This is a genomic window from Shewanella sp. SR1 (genome assembly GCF_020447145.1).
Classification (GTDB): domain Bacteria; phylum Pseudomonadota; class Gammaproteobacteria; order Enterobacterales; family Shewanellaceae; genus Shewanella; species Shewanella baltica.
This window is the reverse complement of sequence record NZ_JAJAEF010000004.1, coordinates 203,235-218,426: the sequence shown is the minus strand read 5'-3', so window position 1 is coordinate 218,426 and position 15,192 is coordinate 203,235. Positions and strand designations below refer to the sequence as shown.

The 15,192-nt window shown below is 45.6% G+C and carries 10 protein-coding genes; 3 read left to right on the top strand and 7 right to left on the bottom strand.

Annotated elements, in window-relative coordinates:
• Positions 1–36: 36 nt before the first annotated feature.
• Complete coding sequence (locus tag KV201_RS05605) at positions 37–1,044, bottom strand: isocitrate dehydrogenase (RefSeq protein WP_006080893.1); 1,008 nt, start codon at positions 1,042–1,044, stop codon at positions 37–39.
• Positions 1,045–1,298: 254 nt separating this feature from the next.
• Here KV201_RS05605 and KV201_RS05600 point away from each other — a divergent pair, with 254 nt between their 5' ends.
• The gene (locus tag KV201_RS05600) at positions 1,299–4,133 is read left to right on the top strand and encodes a prolyl oligopeptidase family serine peptidase (RefSeq protein WP_226058764.1); all 2,835 of its coding nucleotides are present in this window, start codon (positions 1,299–1,301) and stop codon (positions 4,131–4,133) included.
• A gap of 131 nt (positions 4,134–4,264) precedes the next feature.
• On the opposite strand, the gene KV201_RS05595 is transcribed toward KV201_RS05600, so the two are convergent.
• The 5 genes from KV201_RS05595 to KV201_RS05575 all read right to left on the bottom strand — a co-directional run bounded on the left by KV201_RS05595 (position 4,265) and on the right by KV201_RS05575 (position 10,890).
• Positions 4,265–4,687, bottom strand: coding sequence for a DUF3192 domain-containing protein (locus KV201_RS05595; protein WP_006080896.1), 423 nt, complete (start codon positions 4,685–4,687; stop codon positions 4,265–4,267).
• Positions 4,688–4,797: 110 nt separating this feature from the next.
• Positions 4,798–5,586, bottom strand: coding sequence for a flap endonuclease Xni (gene xni, locus KV201_RS05590; RefSeq protein ID WP_226058763.1), 789 nt, complete (start codon positions 5,584–5,586; stop codon positions 4,798–4,800).
• Positions 5,587–5,607: 21 nt separating this feature from the next.
• Complete coding sequence (gene ppnN / locus KV201_RS05585; RefSeq protein ID WP_006080898.1) at positions 5,608–6,963, bottom strand: nucleotide 5'-monophosphate nucleosidase PpnN; 1,356 nt, start codon at positions 6,961–6,963, stop codon at positions 5,608–5,610.
• Positions 6,964–7,019: 56 nt separating this feature from the next.
• Positions 7,020–8,576 (bottom strand): GGDEF domain-containing protein, encoded by a 1,557-nt coding sequence (locus KV201_RS05580; RefSeq protein ID WP_226058762.1) that lies wholly within the window; start codon positions 8,574–8,576, stop codon positions 7,020–7,022.
• Positions 8,577–8,727: 151 nt separating this feature from the next.
• Positions 8,728–10,890, bottom strand: a complete 2,163-nt coding sequence (locus KV201_RS05575) for a tetratricopeptide repeat protein (RefSeq protein ID WP_226058761.1) — start codon at positions 10,888–10,890, stop codon at positions 8,728–8,730.
• Between the two features lie 134 nt (positions 10,891–11,024).
• Here KV201_RS05575 and KV201_RS05570 point away from each other — a divergent pair, with 134 nt between their 5' ends.
• The gene (locus KV201_RS05570; RefSeq protein WP_226058760.1) at positions 11,025–12,842 is read left to right on the top strand and encodes a M61 family metallopeptidase; all 1,818 of its coding nucleotides are present in this window, start codon (positions 11,025–11,027) and stop codon (positions 12,840–12,842) included.
• 193 nt (positions 12,843–13,035) lie between these two features.
• Here the strand turns inward: KV201_RS05570 and rdgC are convergent, their stop codons facing one another.
• Positions 13,036–13,950 (bottom strand): recombination-associated protein RdgC, encoded by a 915-nt coding sequence (gene rdgC / locus KV201_RS05565; RefSeq protein ID WP_226058759.1) that lies wholly within the window; start codon positions 13,948–13,950, stop codon positions 13,036–13,038.
• 291 nt (positions 13,951–14,241) lie between these two features.
• Here rdgC and KV201_RS05560 point away from each other — a divergent pair, with 291 nt between their 5' ends.
• Complete coding sequence (locus KV201_RS05560; protein WP_012088673.1) at positions 14,242–15,186, top strand: porin; 945 nt, start codon at positions 14,242–14,244, stop codon at positions 15,184–15,186.
• The last annotated feature ends 6 nt before the right edge of the window (positions 15,187–15,192 follow it).

Below are 15,192 nucleotides of genomic sequence, written 5' to 3'. Positions count from 1 at the left end.
GCGTTATAGACTCGTCTTAAACGCTCAGCATTGAGATCACAGACGCTCAAGAACCGCTTGAGTGAAGTCAGTCGTGCCGTGAGTGCCGCCTAAATCGCGAGTGGTACGGTCGCCTTCTTCGATCACTGCAGATACCGCTTTACGGATTTGCTCAGCTTTGTCAGCCATACCTAAATATTCCAGCATCTGAATAGACGCTAAAATCACTGAGGTTGGGTTTGCAAGGTTTTTACCAGCGATATCCGGTGCACTACCGTGAACGGCTTCGAAAATCGCGGCATCACGGCCAATGTTTGCGCCTGGTGCCATACCTAAACCACCGACTAAACCGGCACATAGATCCGATAAAATGTCACCGAACAGGTTGGTCGTCACGATCACATCGAAGTTTTCTGGGTTCATCACTAACTTCATGCACGTTGCATCGACGATCATTTCTTCTGTCTTGATGTCTGGGTAACGTAGGCTCACTTCACGGGCCACTTTCAGGAACAGGCCTGACGTTGACTTCATGATGTTGGCTTTGTGCACGATAGTGACTTTCTTACGGTTTTCTTTGCGAGCCAGTTCGTAGGCGAAAGTGGCGATTTGCTCGGCACCTTGGCGAGTCACTATACTGGTCGCTTCTGCTGTCAAACCATCTTCAGACACTTTTTGGCCATAGCCAGAATACATGCCTTCAGTGTTTTCACGTACTGTGATGATATCGATATTTTCGTAACGAGCTTGAGTGCCTTTAAACGAAATCACTGGGCGTACGTTAGCGTACAGGCCGAATTTTTTACGTAAAGTCACGTTGATAGAGGTAAAGCCTTCACCTACTGGCGTCGTCAGTGGACCTTTTAGTGTGATACGGTTTTTTTCGATTAATTCTAAAGTGCGCGGTGGCAGTAACTCGCCTTGCTTTTCGAGTGCAGTCAGGCCGGCATCGGCAAATTCATATTCAAAATCACAGCCCGCTTTATCGAGAATTTTTAAGGCTGAATCAATAATACTTGGGCCAATTCCATCACCTGGAATTACGGTTATCGTTCTTTTTGACATGGAGAAGTCCTTCCACGGTTCGTCGTTACTGCAATTGTCTGCCCCAGCGTTAACTGGATAGCAGGACTATGAATTTGGTATTTTTTCTGTCTATTATTTTAACCATCTTTGGTCAAACTTCACAGGAAATAGTGAGCAATATCACGATTTTTTATGTGGTATAACTTGTAAAAATACTGGGTTCTCACCATGATGGAGAGCCAATGGTTAAAAAAGTCTACTTTAGTCTAACAAATATATAAAAGAGGAAGACATTGAAGTTAATCCCTATCACATCTCTGGTGCTGTTATCCCTTGGAATATTGCCAGCAGTGCAGGCTGAAACCAGCACTAAACCGCTCACCCTCACAGACATCATGCACTTTGAATCCCTTGAAAAGCCGGTTATCGCAGATAAGGGCCAAGTCATCGCGGTCGAGTCTGCGCCCGATCGCGGGGATAGTCACGTCATTGTGAAAAATGTGGTGTCGCAGCAAAGTTATCAAATCGCGGGTGGGTCAGATCCTTTAGTGAGTCACGATGGCCGCTTTGTGGCTGTGGTGGTCAAACCGAGTTTGCTCACGCGTGAAACGAGTGATGCCAAGGCGAAGAAAAAACTCAAATCTGACATGGTATTACTTGATACCCAAACGGGCACTCAAACCCGCTTTGAGCGCGTGAAGGAATTCGTGTTCAGTGATGACGGTAAGCATTTGGCAATGTGGTTTGAGGCCGATGAAGAGTCTAAAAAAGATGCTGAGCCTAAAGCCAGCGAAAAACTCGCTGAAGCAGGCACACAAACCCCAGCGAAAGCCGATAAGCCAAAGGTTGATAAGTTTGACCAAGGCCGCCGTTTTACTTTGCTTAGTTTAGACAATCAAACCCAGCGCATCGATGTTGAGCAAGTGACTGGTTATGTGTTTGATAAGGCGAGCCGCCGACTTGCGCTAGCGGTGAACGATATCGTCAATAAACAGCATCAATTGCAATTAGTGGATTTACATACCCACCAAAAAACTGTCGTTTTTGATTCGCCTAGCCAACAGGTTGGTGTGTTAGCGTTGGCTAAAAATGGTCGTTGGCTGGCGTTTACGCAGGGCAAAGATAGCGAGTTGCCCTATGGTCGCAGCTATCAGTTATCGCTGGTCGATTTGCAATCGGGTAAAATCAGCAAAACTCCTGAGTCACCCGAGTGGAAACTCAATCGCTACACAAGTTTAAGCTTCTCATTGGACAGCGAACGGCTGTTCTTCGGCCGCGTGCCAGAGGTGAGCCAGCAGCTTAGTTTGCAGAAAATCACCGAAGAAAAAGACCTGTTCGATGCCGATATTGTTACCGGACAGCGCGGTCTTAAGGTGTGGCATGGTGACGACCCACGGATTAAACCCCACGAAATCAAGCAATATGAGGATGAGCAAAAACGCACTTACCTTGCGGTATTGCATTTAGGATCGAATAACGTGGTGCAGCTTGGCGATAAAACCGTGCCAGATGTGACCATTTCACAACATAAGCGCTTTATGTTGGCGAGTTCAGATTTGCCCTATCGCAAGATGGCGACGTGGGCTGGCTTCTATCAAGACTATTATCTGGTCGACATTAACACTGGCAGTAAGGTGCCTTTTTTGACTCAGCAGCCGAGCGATGCCGAGCCAAGTTTGTCGGGTAACGGCAAGTATGTAGCTTATTATCAGCAAGGTAATGTGTATCTTTATGATATTGCTGAGGCTCATCGCACTAACCTGACAAGATCATTAAAGGTCAGCTTTGCCGATGAAGACCATGACTATCCATCGAGCGCGCCGGGATACGGTTTTGGCCCTTGGCTGAAAGATGACGCTGGGTTCTTGGTTTACGATAAATACGATGTCTGGCAGTTTAATACTGAATCTAAGGCAGGTTTTGCTTTAACCGCAGGTAAAGGGCGTACCCAGAAAATCCAATATCGTCTTGAGGGCTTAGTCGATAATCCCGATGAGCCGACTGAGCTTGCCTATAACGCCACTGTGTTACTCCACGGTTATAGCGATAAAACTAAGGCCGATGGCTTCTACCAAGCGACGCTCGGCGCAGCGGGCGTGAAAACGCTGATGCAAGGCGAGTATAAGTTGACTGTGTTAGGACGCAGTAAAGACGCAGACACTATCGTGTTTTCTAAGGAGCGTTTCGACTTATTCCCTGACTTGTATACCGCTAACTATAGCGCCCCGCAAAATGCGCTTAAGCAAACGGATTTAGATAAGCAACGCCAAGCGTTTAACTGGAGCAAAGCCGAGTTAGTTCACTGGACGAATGGCGATGGTAAGCCGTTAGATGGCGTGCTGATCAAGCCGACCAATTATCAAGCAGGTCAGCGTGTTCCTGTGTTGGTTTACTACTATCGCTTTATGACGGATAGACTGCATGCCTTCCCGCAGATGAACATTAATCACAGGCCTAATTTTGCTTGGTATATCAATAATGGCTATGCGGTATTCCTACCGGATATTCGTTTTGAAATTGGTTACCCCGGCGCGAGTTCGGTGCAAGCGCTCACATCAGGCGTGCAAAAGCTGATTGAGATGGGTATTGCCGATCCCGATGCTATTGGTCTGCAAGGTCATTCTTGGAGTGGTTATCAAACGGCGTTTGCCATCACTCAAACTAAGATGTTTAAGGCGGCGGTCGCGGGTGCGCCGGTATCGAACATGACCAGCGCCTACAGTGGTATTCGCCATGGTACGGGTATTGCGCGTCAGTTCCAGTATGAAACTGGACAGAGCCGTATTGGCGCGAGTTTATTTGCCGCGCCACAAAAGTACATTGAAAACTCACCAGTATTTTACGCTGACCGTATTCAAACGCCTTTGATGATCATGTTTGGTGATAAGGACGACGCGGTGCCTTGGGAACAAGGTGTTGAAATGTACTTGGCCATGCGCCGTGCGGGTAAAGATGTGGTGTTCTTACAATATGAGGATGAGCCGCATCACTTGAAAAAGTACCCGAATAAGCTCGATTACAGTATTCGCATGATGCAGTATTTCGATCATTATCTGAAAGGTAAACCCGCGCCAGAATGGCTCAGCAAAGGCGAAGCCTATGTCGAGTACAAGGCCGATGATGAATAAGTGACTGATTTAGCTTATTGCTATCGCACTGAGTGACCTAGGTATGCTGTCACTAAGACGTTCAGTTGGTTAATTATGAAAACAAAAACGCCACCGATTAGGTGGCGTTTTTATTTAGTTGTCAGTCGTATTTATTTACTGCTCAATGTCTCGTGGGCGGAAGTGAGCACAGTGTCTGTGCCCGCATCGAGGTATTGCTTATAGGTATCTTGGCCCCAAGCAATCAACTTATCATTTTCAAAAATAAGCGGGGTACATTCCTCTTTGGTCGTCACACCGTCTGATTTCTCATGGTGAGTGCGATAAAAGAGCACCTGTAACTTGGCTTCCTTGACGGCTTTTGCCTCTGAAAAGTCGGCCTTACCGAGCAATTCTTTTACTGAACCGATATTTTGCCCTAAGGTTAAATCGTTCATCTTCTGGCTGTTATAGGCCTGTCTGTCTTCCCAATTCATGTCTTCTGGCGTTGGTTCATAAACCAGTACAACCACAGCGACAAAGGCGACGTAGGCGGCAAAAATACTACCAATAATTACTGAAACTTTTGATTTCATTTATAGTTATTCCTTTACCTCATTAGATGAGTCACTTGAGCACGTCCATAAAATACGCTTTTGTTGCGCTAAGGTAAATGCGTTAATTGCAACTTTGTATTAACAGAAGTTTAGTCTTGATTGATGGTTTTTTCAGGTGGGGAGTCAATCACGCGAAAGTCTTTCAAGTTGATATTGAGTGGAAGGTCCGTTTGTAACTGCGCCAGCTTATAACTCAGCCTCGCCATCTCTTTGCCCTCGGCGAGCTTCTTCGCTTGTTTAGCGCCTAGGTTAGATAAGGAGGAGAACAAGGTCGGTAAGCTTCTAAAGGTTTTCAATAACTCGGCGGCCGACTTAGGGCCTATGCCTGCAATGCCGGGAATTTTATTACCGCTGTCGCCTGCTAATGCCATCAGGTCGAGAAATTGGCTGCGCTCAACACCAAGCTTTTGTTCCAATGCCGCAATATCGAGGTACTGCTGATTAAAGTGATCCCATTGACTGATTTGGCGATGATTAAGCTGACTAAAACCTTTGTCGGTGGACACAATTATGGCTTCACCTTGCGCTTTGGCGGTTTTTATCGCCAGTGTCGCAATCACATCATCGGCCTCGGCGGCGGCATAAATAGAGCCAATGTGCATTGCGGTTAAATGGTCTTGCAGCGCAACTAAACCCTGCGCCAGTGGTTCTGGCATAGGTTTACGGCCTTTTTTGTAATCGGGATAAAGCTGTTTACGCCATGAGATCTCATCACCGTCCCACACGATAGCTGCATGGGTAGGGCGATGCACCCGCAGCAGTTTAGTGCACGCCGAACTGACGCGCTCTGTGAGGCTTTGCATATCTGTTTCATCGGGGATCGCCGCGTAGATGCGGCGAACCAAGTTGAGACCATCGATGATTAAAAACTTGTTCATGGGGTGTCGTTGTTTCGCTCTCTATTTCACTATTTGGTAGCAAGGAATATAAGCGCTTCCGGGAAGCTTCATTCTCTGTTGTTGCACAAATGCACTCAAGAGCTTATCCATCATGTCCATGAGTTTAGGATCGCCTTTCAATTGGAAGGGACCATCGCGCTCTATGTGCTTGATTGTTTCCGACTTGACGTTACCCGCCACTATACCCGAAAACGCTTTGCGCAGGTTGGCGGCAAGCTCGGCTTTATTGGTTTGGAAGTGCAAGTCCAAGTTTGCCATCACCTCGTGGCTCGGGACAAAAGGTAGCTGGAATTCAGACTCTATCTTCAGTGCCCACTGATATTGGTAAGCATCACCCGTTGAGCGGCGATAGGCTTTCACCTGCTCCATGCTTTTCTTCATGATACGCGCTACTTCAGTGGGATTATCTATGATGATTTGATACTTTTTCTGAGCTTCAGGGCCTAAGGTTGAGGCAATAAACTCATCAATCTTAATGAAGTAATCGGCGCTTTCCGTGGGGCCTGTGAGGATCAGCGGGAAAGGGGTTTCTTGGTTTTCTTCGTTGAGTAAGATACCCAAGATATAGAGCAACTCTTCCGCCGTGCCAGCACCACCTGGGAAGATAATAATGCCGTGACCTAAACGCACGAAGGCTTCGAGGCGTTTTTCAATATCGGGCAAGATCACCAGTTCATTGACGATTTGATTCGGTGGCTCGGCGGCAATAATACTCGGCTCAGTCAAACCAATATAACGGGCATTTTTAATCCTTTGTTTGGCATGACCTATGGCCGCACCTTTCATCGGGCCTTCCATCGCGCCAGGACCACAGCCAGTGCAAATGTCCAATTCCCTCAGGCCAAGTTGATAGCCTACCTCGCGGGTATACTGGTATTCGATAGCATTAATACTGTGCCCGCCCCAACAGACGACGACGTTAGGGTCTTTCATGGGGGCAATCGCCCGCGCGTTACGTAAAATATCAAACACCACATTGGTGATATGGTGGGCGTTGGTCAGATTAATGTGTTTGAGCGAGTCGTATCTGTCGCTGATATAAAGGATGTCGCGTAAAACAGAGAACAGATGTTCTTGAATGCCGGTGATTATTTGACCATCGACAAAGGCTTGTTCAGGGGGATTGACCAATTCTAATTTAACACCGCGTTCCCGTTGTAGGACGTGGATATCGAAATCATGGTATTGCTCGAATAGGGCTTTAGAGTTGTCGGTTTTTAAACCCGCGGCAAGTACTGCTAAGGAGCAGTTGCGGTACAGTTGATATAGCGTGCTTTTGGCACTTTTTTTGAGACGATCAACTTCAAGTTGCGAAAGCTGATCCATGCTGCCTTTAGGGCTGACTTTTACTATCATTTATCACTCCTTCGTCATGACAGGAGTGATTAGAGGAGGCGTATAGTGGGGCTCAATTATACGTCAATCACAACCCTGTCTCTGCTTTCGTGTTTCGCTTTGTAGAGTGCTGCATCGGCGCGTTCGAAGGTCTCATGTATGAGCTCACTTCCCATAACTTGCGCAGCCCCTATAGATACTGTAACTGTAATTCTCTGATTTTTAAATTTAAATGGAATATTTTTTACTTTCTCGCGCACTCTGTTTAAAAGTTGAGCGATATCAGCAGGTGCTACATCGGGTAATAGCAGGACAAATTCTTCGCCACCATAACGGGCAACAAACTCTGTATCGCGTAGCGAGTTTTTCAATGCCATCGCAATCACCTGCAGGGTTTTGTCGCCCGTGCTGTGACCAAAGCTGTCGTTGATAGTTTTGAAGTGGTCGATATCGGCAACCGCCACCCACAGGGGAGATTTATGCCGTTGATAGTTACGGTATTCAAGCTCCATGCGCTCTTCTAACGCGGCACGGTTAGGTAACTGAGTTAAGCTGTCGAGCAAGTTAAGTTTTTGCTGTTCGAACAAACGCTCTTTGTAGGTGTTCGCCTCGTTACTTAATTCATTAAGCTCTTTGCGCATCGTTTCCATCGACTTACGCAGCAAGGCTTGTTCTCTTTGCTCTAAGGCTTCTTTACGGGCCAATGCCGAACGAATGGAGTTAAGTTGCTCAGTCAATTGGGCTTTAAGATCGACAATATCTTCCACATCGATAATGATTTCACCGGCGTTATCGACGCGGGTATTGATCTCACGATTCAACTGGGTCTTGAGTTGAAAACTGCGTTGATTGTGGTTGTAAGATTCACTGACCACTTCACGCACTGCGGCTAAGGCATCATTGAGGGCAAACAAAAATTCTTGCGATGCCGATTTCTCGCGGGCGATGTTATCAAGCAATAACGCTAAAATGGTTTGGTAGGCTTCGAGCAAGCTGTCTACTTCAATCTCAGAAGAGAGCACTTCTTTGATCACTAAGACTTGGTCACGCTGATCTTTACGAAACTCGATTTCCGAAATCATCTGCGCCAGCTCATGGGCTAGCTGCCTGTGTTTTGGCAAGACATCGAGTTTTTCAGATTCGTTAAATTGTAGCTGTAATATGGTTTCGTAGAAGCCGATGATTTGCTTAACTTTAGGAATATATTCCCAAACTGTGTGGAAAGGTTTAGCCAGATCTTGTTTGAAGTAATTAACTTCTTTTTTGAGTTTTTCAGGTGCAGAGTTCACGCGTTGGATCTGACGGATCACCTGTGACAAACCCGTACGACTCTCTTCGAGTTGTACCATCACATGGTGATATTGGCCTTTTAGTAGGCGCTCGACATCGACTAATTCTGGCAACGCCTCATCGACTCGCTCAAACGTATTTAAGTTATGGCGAAGTTTGGCGAGTTTATTATCTAGCTCAAGATTTTGCCCTTTACAGGCGAGGCTTAAGTGACCAATAAATTGCAGTAATGTCTGTAACTTTGCGTTTCTGTCTTCATTGACTTCATCGAGGGCTAGTTTGGCCGAATGAAGTTTCTGTTGCAGCAAGGCAAGTTGTGAAACGGTAGCGCTCGAATCCTTCATCCTGAGTGTTGTCCTAACTCTGCAAGGCTAAAAAACATGACGATCCTATGTCCAGATTAGCTGTTAACTCATATGATACTAATGTTATAACACTGGGCGTAGAGTGCAAATGCGATTTACCTATGACTCTGTGATTAATTGCTGATATTGATCAAATATTTTCCAGTAATTGCCTATCTTGGTTATTTTCCCAGCAAGGCCAGCGAACATCTTCTTTATTTCCGTTGGTATCTAATCTGATTAACCCGCGCTCAATGCCTTTTTCAAGGTGTAAAAATAACGGATTGGCAAATAAGCTCAGAGGGACAAAATCGAGTGCTCTGAGGGCGACAAAATAATCGTTATTGCCCTCTAAACTGCGGGCACAGGCGAGCGCCATCTGCACGGTTTCGAACTTTAATTTCGCGGCCATTTTGATTTCTGATTTTGCTAACAGTGGCAAGTTGGCAAAACCAAGCCGGAAATGATGGACGATGTGCTGTTGGTCGAGTTTCTGGCGTATTTGGCTGAGCACGTGCGTTGGCTCAACGGCTTGGGTGAAACGCACTGCAAATACCCCTTGGCGTATAACATACACAGGTGCTGCGAGCGCATCGGTTAGATGAGTGGCCAGTTGCGCCGTTACTGCATCACTAAAATATTGGCCATAGTCGAGGTCGGTCGTGAGCTGGGCGGGGAAGGCGATAATCCCTAAAGCTGTTGCAGACGCTTGATGTTGATTATGGCCCAAGTGCGCTAATAGCGCCGCATAGCCTAAGTTATGGGTGAAGGGTTCCTGTAGGCTCAATTGAGTTAATGCGGCGTTTATTGCTGAGATTTTGCGGCGATGATGCAACATATACGCAATCACCAGCAGCAAGAGTCCGGCAATCAGGCAGCTGATAAGCAGTAGCGTGTGGGTGCTGTTGCTTTCCTTCACTGTCTCGGCAAGTTTTCCCTGAACCATGTTGAGCTCAAGTTTGAGCTGTTGCTCCGCAAGGGCTGAGGTCGACACTGGTGAGTCTTTCTCTTTCTCTGCAAGGGTGTTACCTAGCTCTATGATACGGGTTTGGGCATCGATGGTTTTGGTTAATTCACCTAATTTTTGCGATGCCGAGGCAATCAGTGTGAGCGCGGCTTTTTGTTCATTGACAAGTTTTAAGTCGATAGCCAATGCCAATGCGATGTCTGCATGGGTCATCATTAGCGGCCAATCTTGGTTGGTTTGCGCGATTTCGCCAATTAAGAGTTCGTTATAAACCTGATAATGATGGCTTTGTTTTTCTTTGAATATTTGATTGGCCATCAGTAAATATTTTAGGGCGTTAACATTGTCATTAATATTTGAGTAGGCTTGACCAAGATTGTGGAAATTAAGGCCTTGGGCAATATAGTTACCGCGTTTGGCATCTAATTGCTGGGCATTAAGGTAGTAATCAATCGCTTTATTCCAATCCCCTTGTTCGCCATAGACCATAGCGATCACTGTCATACAGCTTGAAAGATAGGTGTCATTGCCCATCTTTTTAAAACCGGCAGCGGCTTCGTGGGCATTTTTAAGGGCTTCATCCCACTGCTTTAAATCGCGATATACCTTAGAAAGTTGTAATTGCAGATTGGTTTTCATCGCCGGGTAATTAGAGCGATTGGAGATCCGAATCGCTTCACTGTAATGCTGCAATGATTTGGTGAGCTGCTGATTAAAATTGTAATAGAACCCCAGTCTTGCTTCAGCCGCCGCGATTAAGTAATCGTTTCTGAGCTTATAGGCAATGTCGCGGTATGTATGGAAGTGCATCAGCGCCGGTACTTCTTGGCGGATCAATAAATGTAAGCCGCCTAAGTGCTCATGAATATTGTGCTTAAGAATCAATGCTTCGATGTCATAACTGTCGTTGATGCGAGTGAGCGCTTCGTTATATAGGCCAATCGCTTCTTGATATTTCTGTTCGGTACGGCCAAGGTAACGACCATTCAACATGGCGACCATAGCAAGTTCGTAGGGCGATTGCGCCGCAGTAGATAAGAGTTCAATCAAGCTTTTTGCGTCTTGAAAACCGACCTTAGTTTTCACGTTCGGCTCCATATTCAGCCGAGTCAGCAGATACAAAATCTGTTCAAATTCGATTGGGCTGTAGCCTTGTTCTTGGGCTGCACGCTCAAATTGGTCACGGTTTTGGAACGCAAGGGGGAAGGAAATGGATTTGTTTAGCACATCATACATTTGCTGTGGCGATTCTCTTAACTCCACCTCATCAGCTTCGAGATCTCGGCTTTGAACGCTAAAAGGTAGTGACAGCAACAAAGTAAATAAAATAACCGTGAGTTTTTGCATTTGAACTGTGATTCCTCATTCCTTAAGTCAAGGAACTTATTTTGTTAGCTTTTGTTAGCGCCTAATGAGGATGCTACATCGACTTGTTATACTTGGAAAAATCATAAGAAGCATAATAACAGAAGGAAGCAAGAGTGAAACCCAACAGATTATCAATCTTGATATTAAGTGCATTATTCTCGGGCCAAGTATTGGCCGATGTGAAATATCAAATCGACCTCGTTAAACCCGAGCATCATATCGCCCAAGTGAGTGTAACTTTTCCTGAAGTGAAGACCACAGATTTTACGGTCAATCTGCCAGTGTGGCGCACTGGGAAATATCAAGTATTGCCTTTGGCCGACGGTGTGCGTTTATTTAGCGCCAAAGACAATCAAGGTCATGAACTCCCATGGAAACGTACGGCGAGCGGTGAATGGCAAGTCGCGCTCACGCAGCCAACCAGCGTGACGGTTAGTTATCAGTTGTATGCCAATGAATTAGGCCAAAGGGTTCGCCATATTGATGCGAGCCACGCGTATTTAGATGCCAGCGGCGTGTTCATGTATAGCCCGCAATTTCGCTCTGAGCCTGTGTCGGTTCAATTGAACGTTCCTGAAACGTGGCAAAGTTACTCGGGTATGGCTTCAGGCACGCCAGCGCATTCTTTTATCGCGCAAAATTACGATGTGTTAATTGATTCCCCTATCGAAACCGGTGTGAGCACCCATAAGCAATTCAGTGCTAATGGCAAAAACTATGAGTTGGTATTTTGGGGTGAGGGTAACTATGACGCCGATAAAGTCGTTAAGGATTTAACGGCATTAAGTGGTCAAGCAAAGGCGATTTGGGATGATTATCCTTTTGATCGTTATGTGTATATGGTGCATGCCACCAGCGGCGCCAGTGGCGCGACAGAACATGTAAATTCTACGGTTATCCAACTGCCGCGTTTTAGTTTCCGTGAACGCAAGGATTACCTACGCTTTATTAGCACAGCATCCCATGAGTTTATCCATACCTGGAACGTAAAGGCCTATCGTCCTGCGGGACTTGTGCCCTATGATTATCAGCATGAAAACATGACGGAATTACTGTGGATGGCCGAAGGCTCTACCAGTTATTTTCAAGGCCAGTTACTGCTGCGTGCTGGGGTGATGACGCCTAAAGAATTCCTCGAAGACTTAGCTAAACGCGTTGAGAAAAACCAACTCAACCCTGGGCGTGAAACTCAATCTGTTGCCGAGGCGAGTGCAGGAGAGTGGAGCAGTACGGGCGGTGATTATGCGATTAATCACAGTGTGAATATCTATTCTGAGGGTTACTTAACCTCCTTAGCGTTAGATTTCTCGCTGCTCCAAGATACTAAGCTAAAGCATTCATACCGCGATGTGCATCGCCGTTTATATCAAGATCACCGTGTGCCAAAGGGCTATGGGGTTAGTGATGTGCAGCATATCCTTAAGGATTTATCCGGCAAAGATTATGCGCCTTGGTGGCAGGCAAATGTGAATAGCCCGATGAGCTTAGATTTCCCTGAGTTGTTATCGCAGGCTGGGTTAGCAATGTCCTATGGCAAAGATTCAAAAGTCGAGGCATTTGCCGGCATGACGTTAAGCAGCGCCCATGGCTCTTTAGTGTTAGACCAAGTGCTGCGTAATGGCCCTGCGTGGCAAGCGGGTATCGTCGCGGGGGATGAAGTATTAGCGATTAATGGTCTTAAGGTGACGGCAGCGGGGTTTGATAAGCGCATTAAAGACTTTAAGACTGGCGATAGCATTGAAGTAACATTATTCAGCAACGATAAAATTAAACAAGTTAAGCTCACCCTTGGGGAGCAGCAAAGCGGTAAGCTAGTGCTTAAGGGCGATGCGAAAGCGACTAAACAGCAGAAATCCTTCTTCAAGGCTTGGTTAGGCATTGATTGGCCGTTTGATAATAAAGGCGAGCTAGTGTCTAAAGCCAATGACTAAATCAAATGGCATTCAGCTTGCGATTAGGCCGAATGCCTTAAACTTAGGCGTTTAACTGTCATAAAAAAGGCGCACCCTCATTTAGACGGTGCGCCTTTTGTTATTTTGTATTTCAAGTTATTCATATAATAAGAATACGAGTGAGTCGCTAACTTAAGTTTACCTAACTCACTTAGGTTAAATTTAATTCAGCTTAAACTTGCGCTTCTTCGAGTCCACCTAGTGCTGCCACGAGTGCATGCATCAAGGCGACCAATTCGCTGCCCATTAAGGCAAAGTCTGCATCTAAACGTGCCATAGGGTCATCAGTGCCGACTTCATCGTTACCCGCTCTAAATTCTTCAGAGAATTTAAGACGTTTTACGCTGGCATCCGATTGCAATAATAGTGCAATCGACTGGCCGAAATGCAGTGCTAACTTGTGTACTTGCTTGCCTGTTGCGAGGTGAGCTAAGACTTCGTCTTCTTTTAAATCCTGTTGCTTGAAACGTACAATGCCGCCTTCATCTGCTTCGGATTTAAGTTCAGCTTCATCTTGCATTTCAAAAGGTAATGGCGCGCTGCCAAGTTTTAACCATTCAGTTAAATTGGATTCGACTGGCGCTTTAAAGCTCAATGGGATCACTGGCAAACTACCGAGCGCTTTACGTAATAACGCTAACAGCTCTTCGGCTTTAGTGGCACTTGAACTGTCGACAAGGATCATTTCCAGCTCTGGCAAAATCAAAGCATGGATTTGGCTGCGGCGTGAAAAAGCGCGTGGCAGCAGGCTAGTAATGATTTCATCTTTTAGCGCATCTTTTTCTTTTTTCGCCATCTTACGATTTTCTTCATCTTCAATGAGGGCGACTTTTTCTTCTAAGGCTTCTTTGATGACTTGGCCTGGGAGAATTTTCTCTTCTTTAGTTACACAGATCAGATGGCGATTATCGGCACTGTGTACCAAGGAGCTGCCTTTCTTGCCTAAAGCATTAGAGAAACCAAATTTACTGACATCTTGGCTTGAGCACGGAGAGAAAGTGAAATCGGCCAACGCAGTTTCTAGCGCTTCGGTTTCGACGGCAAAAGGTTTATTGAAACGATAAAGAGTAAGATTTTTAAACCACATAAGAGGCGCTCATTGAAAATTAAAGTGGCAGTTTACGGCATAGTTTGGGCGGGGTAAACCTGTGTTCGACAGCTAATTTCTAGCGGCGGATAAGAATTCATTAAACTGTAACATAAGAATTGACTCAGCTGCAGACCGCATTTTTACTGGGTTTGTTGCCAGGCTCAGCGTCAGTTTTTTTACCTTGCGCACTAAACGGTCACAATTGAAATAAAACTGAAACACATTCATTGCACACTTTCGGTCGTTCCAAACCAATAACCAAGACGAACATAACGTCGAAAGGATTAAATGATGAACGTTTTTTGTAAAACTCTACTTGCTTCTGCGCTAGCTTCTGCAACTCTGGCTTCAGCTTATGCCGCTGAGCCACTGACTGTTTATGGTAAGTTGAATGTCACTGCTCAATCAAATGATGAGAAAGGTGATGCTACAACAACTATTCAAAGTAATGCTTCTCGTTTTGGTGTGAAGGGTAATTTCGAACTGTCTAGCTCGCTGGAAGCGTTCTACACAGTTGAATACGAAGTTGATACAGGTGCTGCGACTAGCGACAACTTTAAAGCACGTAACCAATTTGTTGGCCTAAAAGGCGCATTCGGTTCGTTCTCAGTTGGTCGTAACGACACGCTGTTAAAAATCTCTCAAGGTAACGTTGATCAATTTAACGATTTATCTGGCGACTTAAAAAGCCTGTTCAAAGGCGACAACCGTTTAGGTCAAACTGCGACTTACTTGTCTCCATCAATCAGCGGTTTCGTATTCGGTGCTACTTATGCTGCTGAAGGTGATGCTGACCAACAAGGTCAAGACGGTTTCAGCTTAGCCGCTATGTACGGTGACGCTAAACTGAAAAAATCACCTATCTATGCTGCTATTGCTTATGACTCAGATGTAAAAGGTTATGAAATCCTACGTGCATCGGTTCAAGGTAAAATCGCTAATTTAACCTTAGGTGGTATGTACCAACAACAGGAAGAGACGTATAAAAACGCGCTACCTGTAACGACGGATAGCGTTAACGGTTACCTGTTCAGCGCTGCCTATGATATCGATGCTGTTACTTTAAAAGCACAATATCAAGATATGGAAGACAAAGGTGATTCATGGTCAGTCGGTGCTGATTATGCACTGGCTAAACCGACTAAAGTCTTCGCTTTCTACACCAATCGTTCGTTAGAAGCGTCTACTGATGATGACAAATATATCGGTGTTGGCTTAGAACACAAATTCTAAATCCAG

Excerpts from the sequence above, each read along its gene's own strand:
- KV201_RS05580 (WP_226058762.1), bottom strand. The coding sequence starts at position 8,576 with ATGAAGGATTCGAGCGCTACCGTTTCACAACTTGCCTTGCTGCAACAG.
- KV201_RS05575 (WP_226058761.1), bottom strand. The coding sequence starts at position 10,890 with ATGCAAAAACTCACGGTTATTTTATTTACTTTGTTGCTGTCACTACCT.
- KV201_RS05560 (WP_012088673.1), top strand. The coding sequence starts at position 14,242 with ATGATGAACGTTTTTTGTAAAACTCTACTTGCTTCTGCGCTAGCTTCT.
- xni (WP_226058763.1), bottom strand. The coding sequence starts at position 5,586 with ATGAACAAGTTTTTAATCATCGATGGTCTCAACTTGGTTCGCCGCATC.
- KV201_RS05605 (WP_006080893.1), bottom strand. The coding sequence starts at position 1,044 with ATGTCAAAAAGAACGATAACCGTAATTCCAGGTGATGGAATTGGCCCA.
- rdgC (WP_226058759.1), bottom strand. The coding sequence starts at position 13,950 with ATGTGGTTTAAAAATCTTACTCTTTATCGTTTCAATAAACCTTTTGCC.
- KV201_RS05595 (WP_006080896.1), bottom strand. The coding sequence starts at position 4,687 with ATGAAATCAAAAGTTTCAGTAATTATTGGTAGTATTTTTGCCGCCTAC.
- ppnN (WP_006080898.1), bottom strand. The coding sequence starts at position 6,963 with ATGATAGTAAAAGTCAGCCCTAAAGGCAGCATGGATCAGCTTTCGCAA.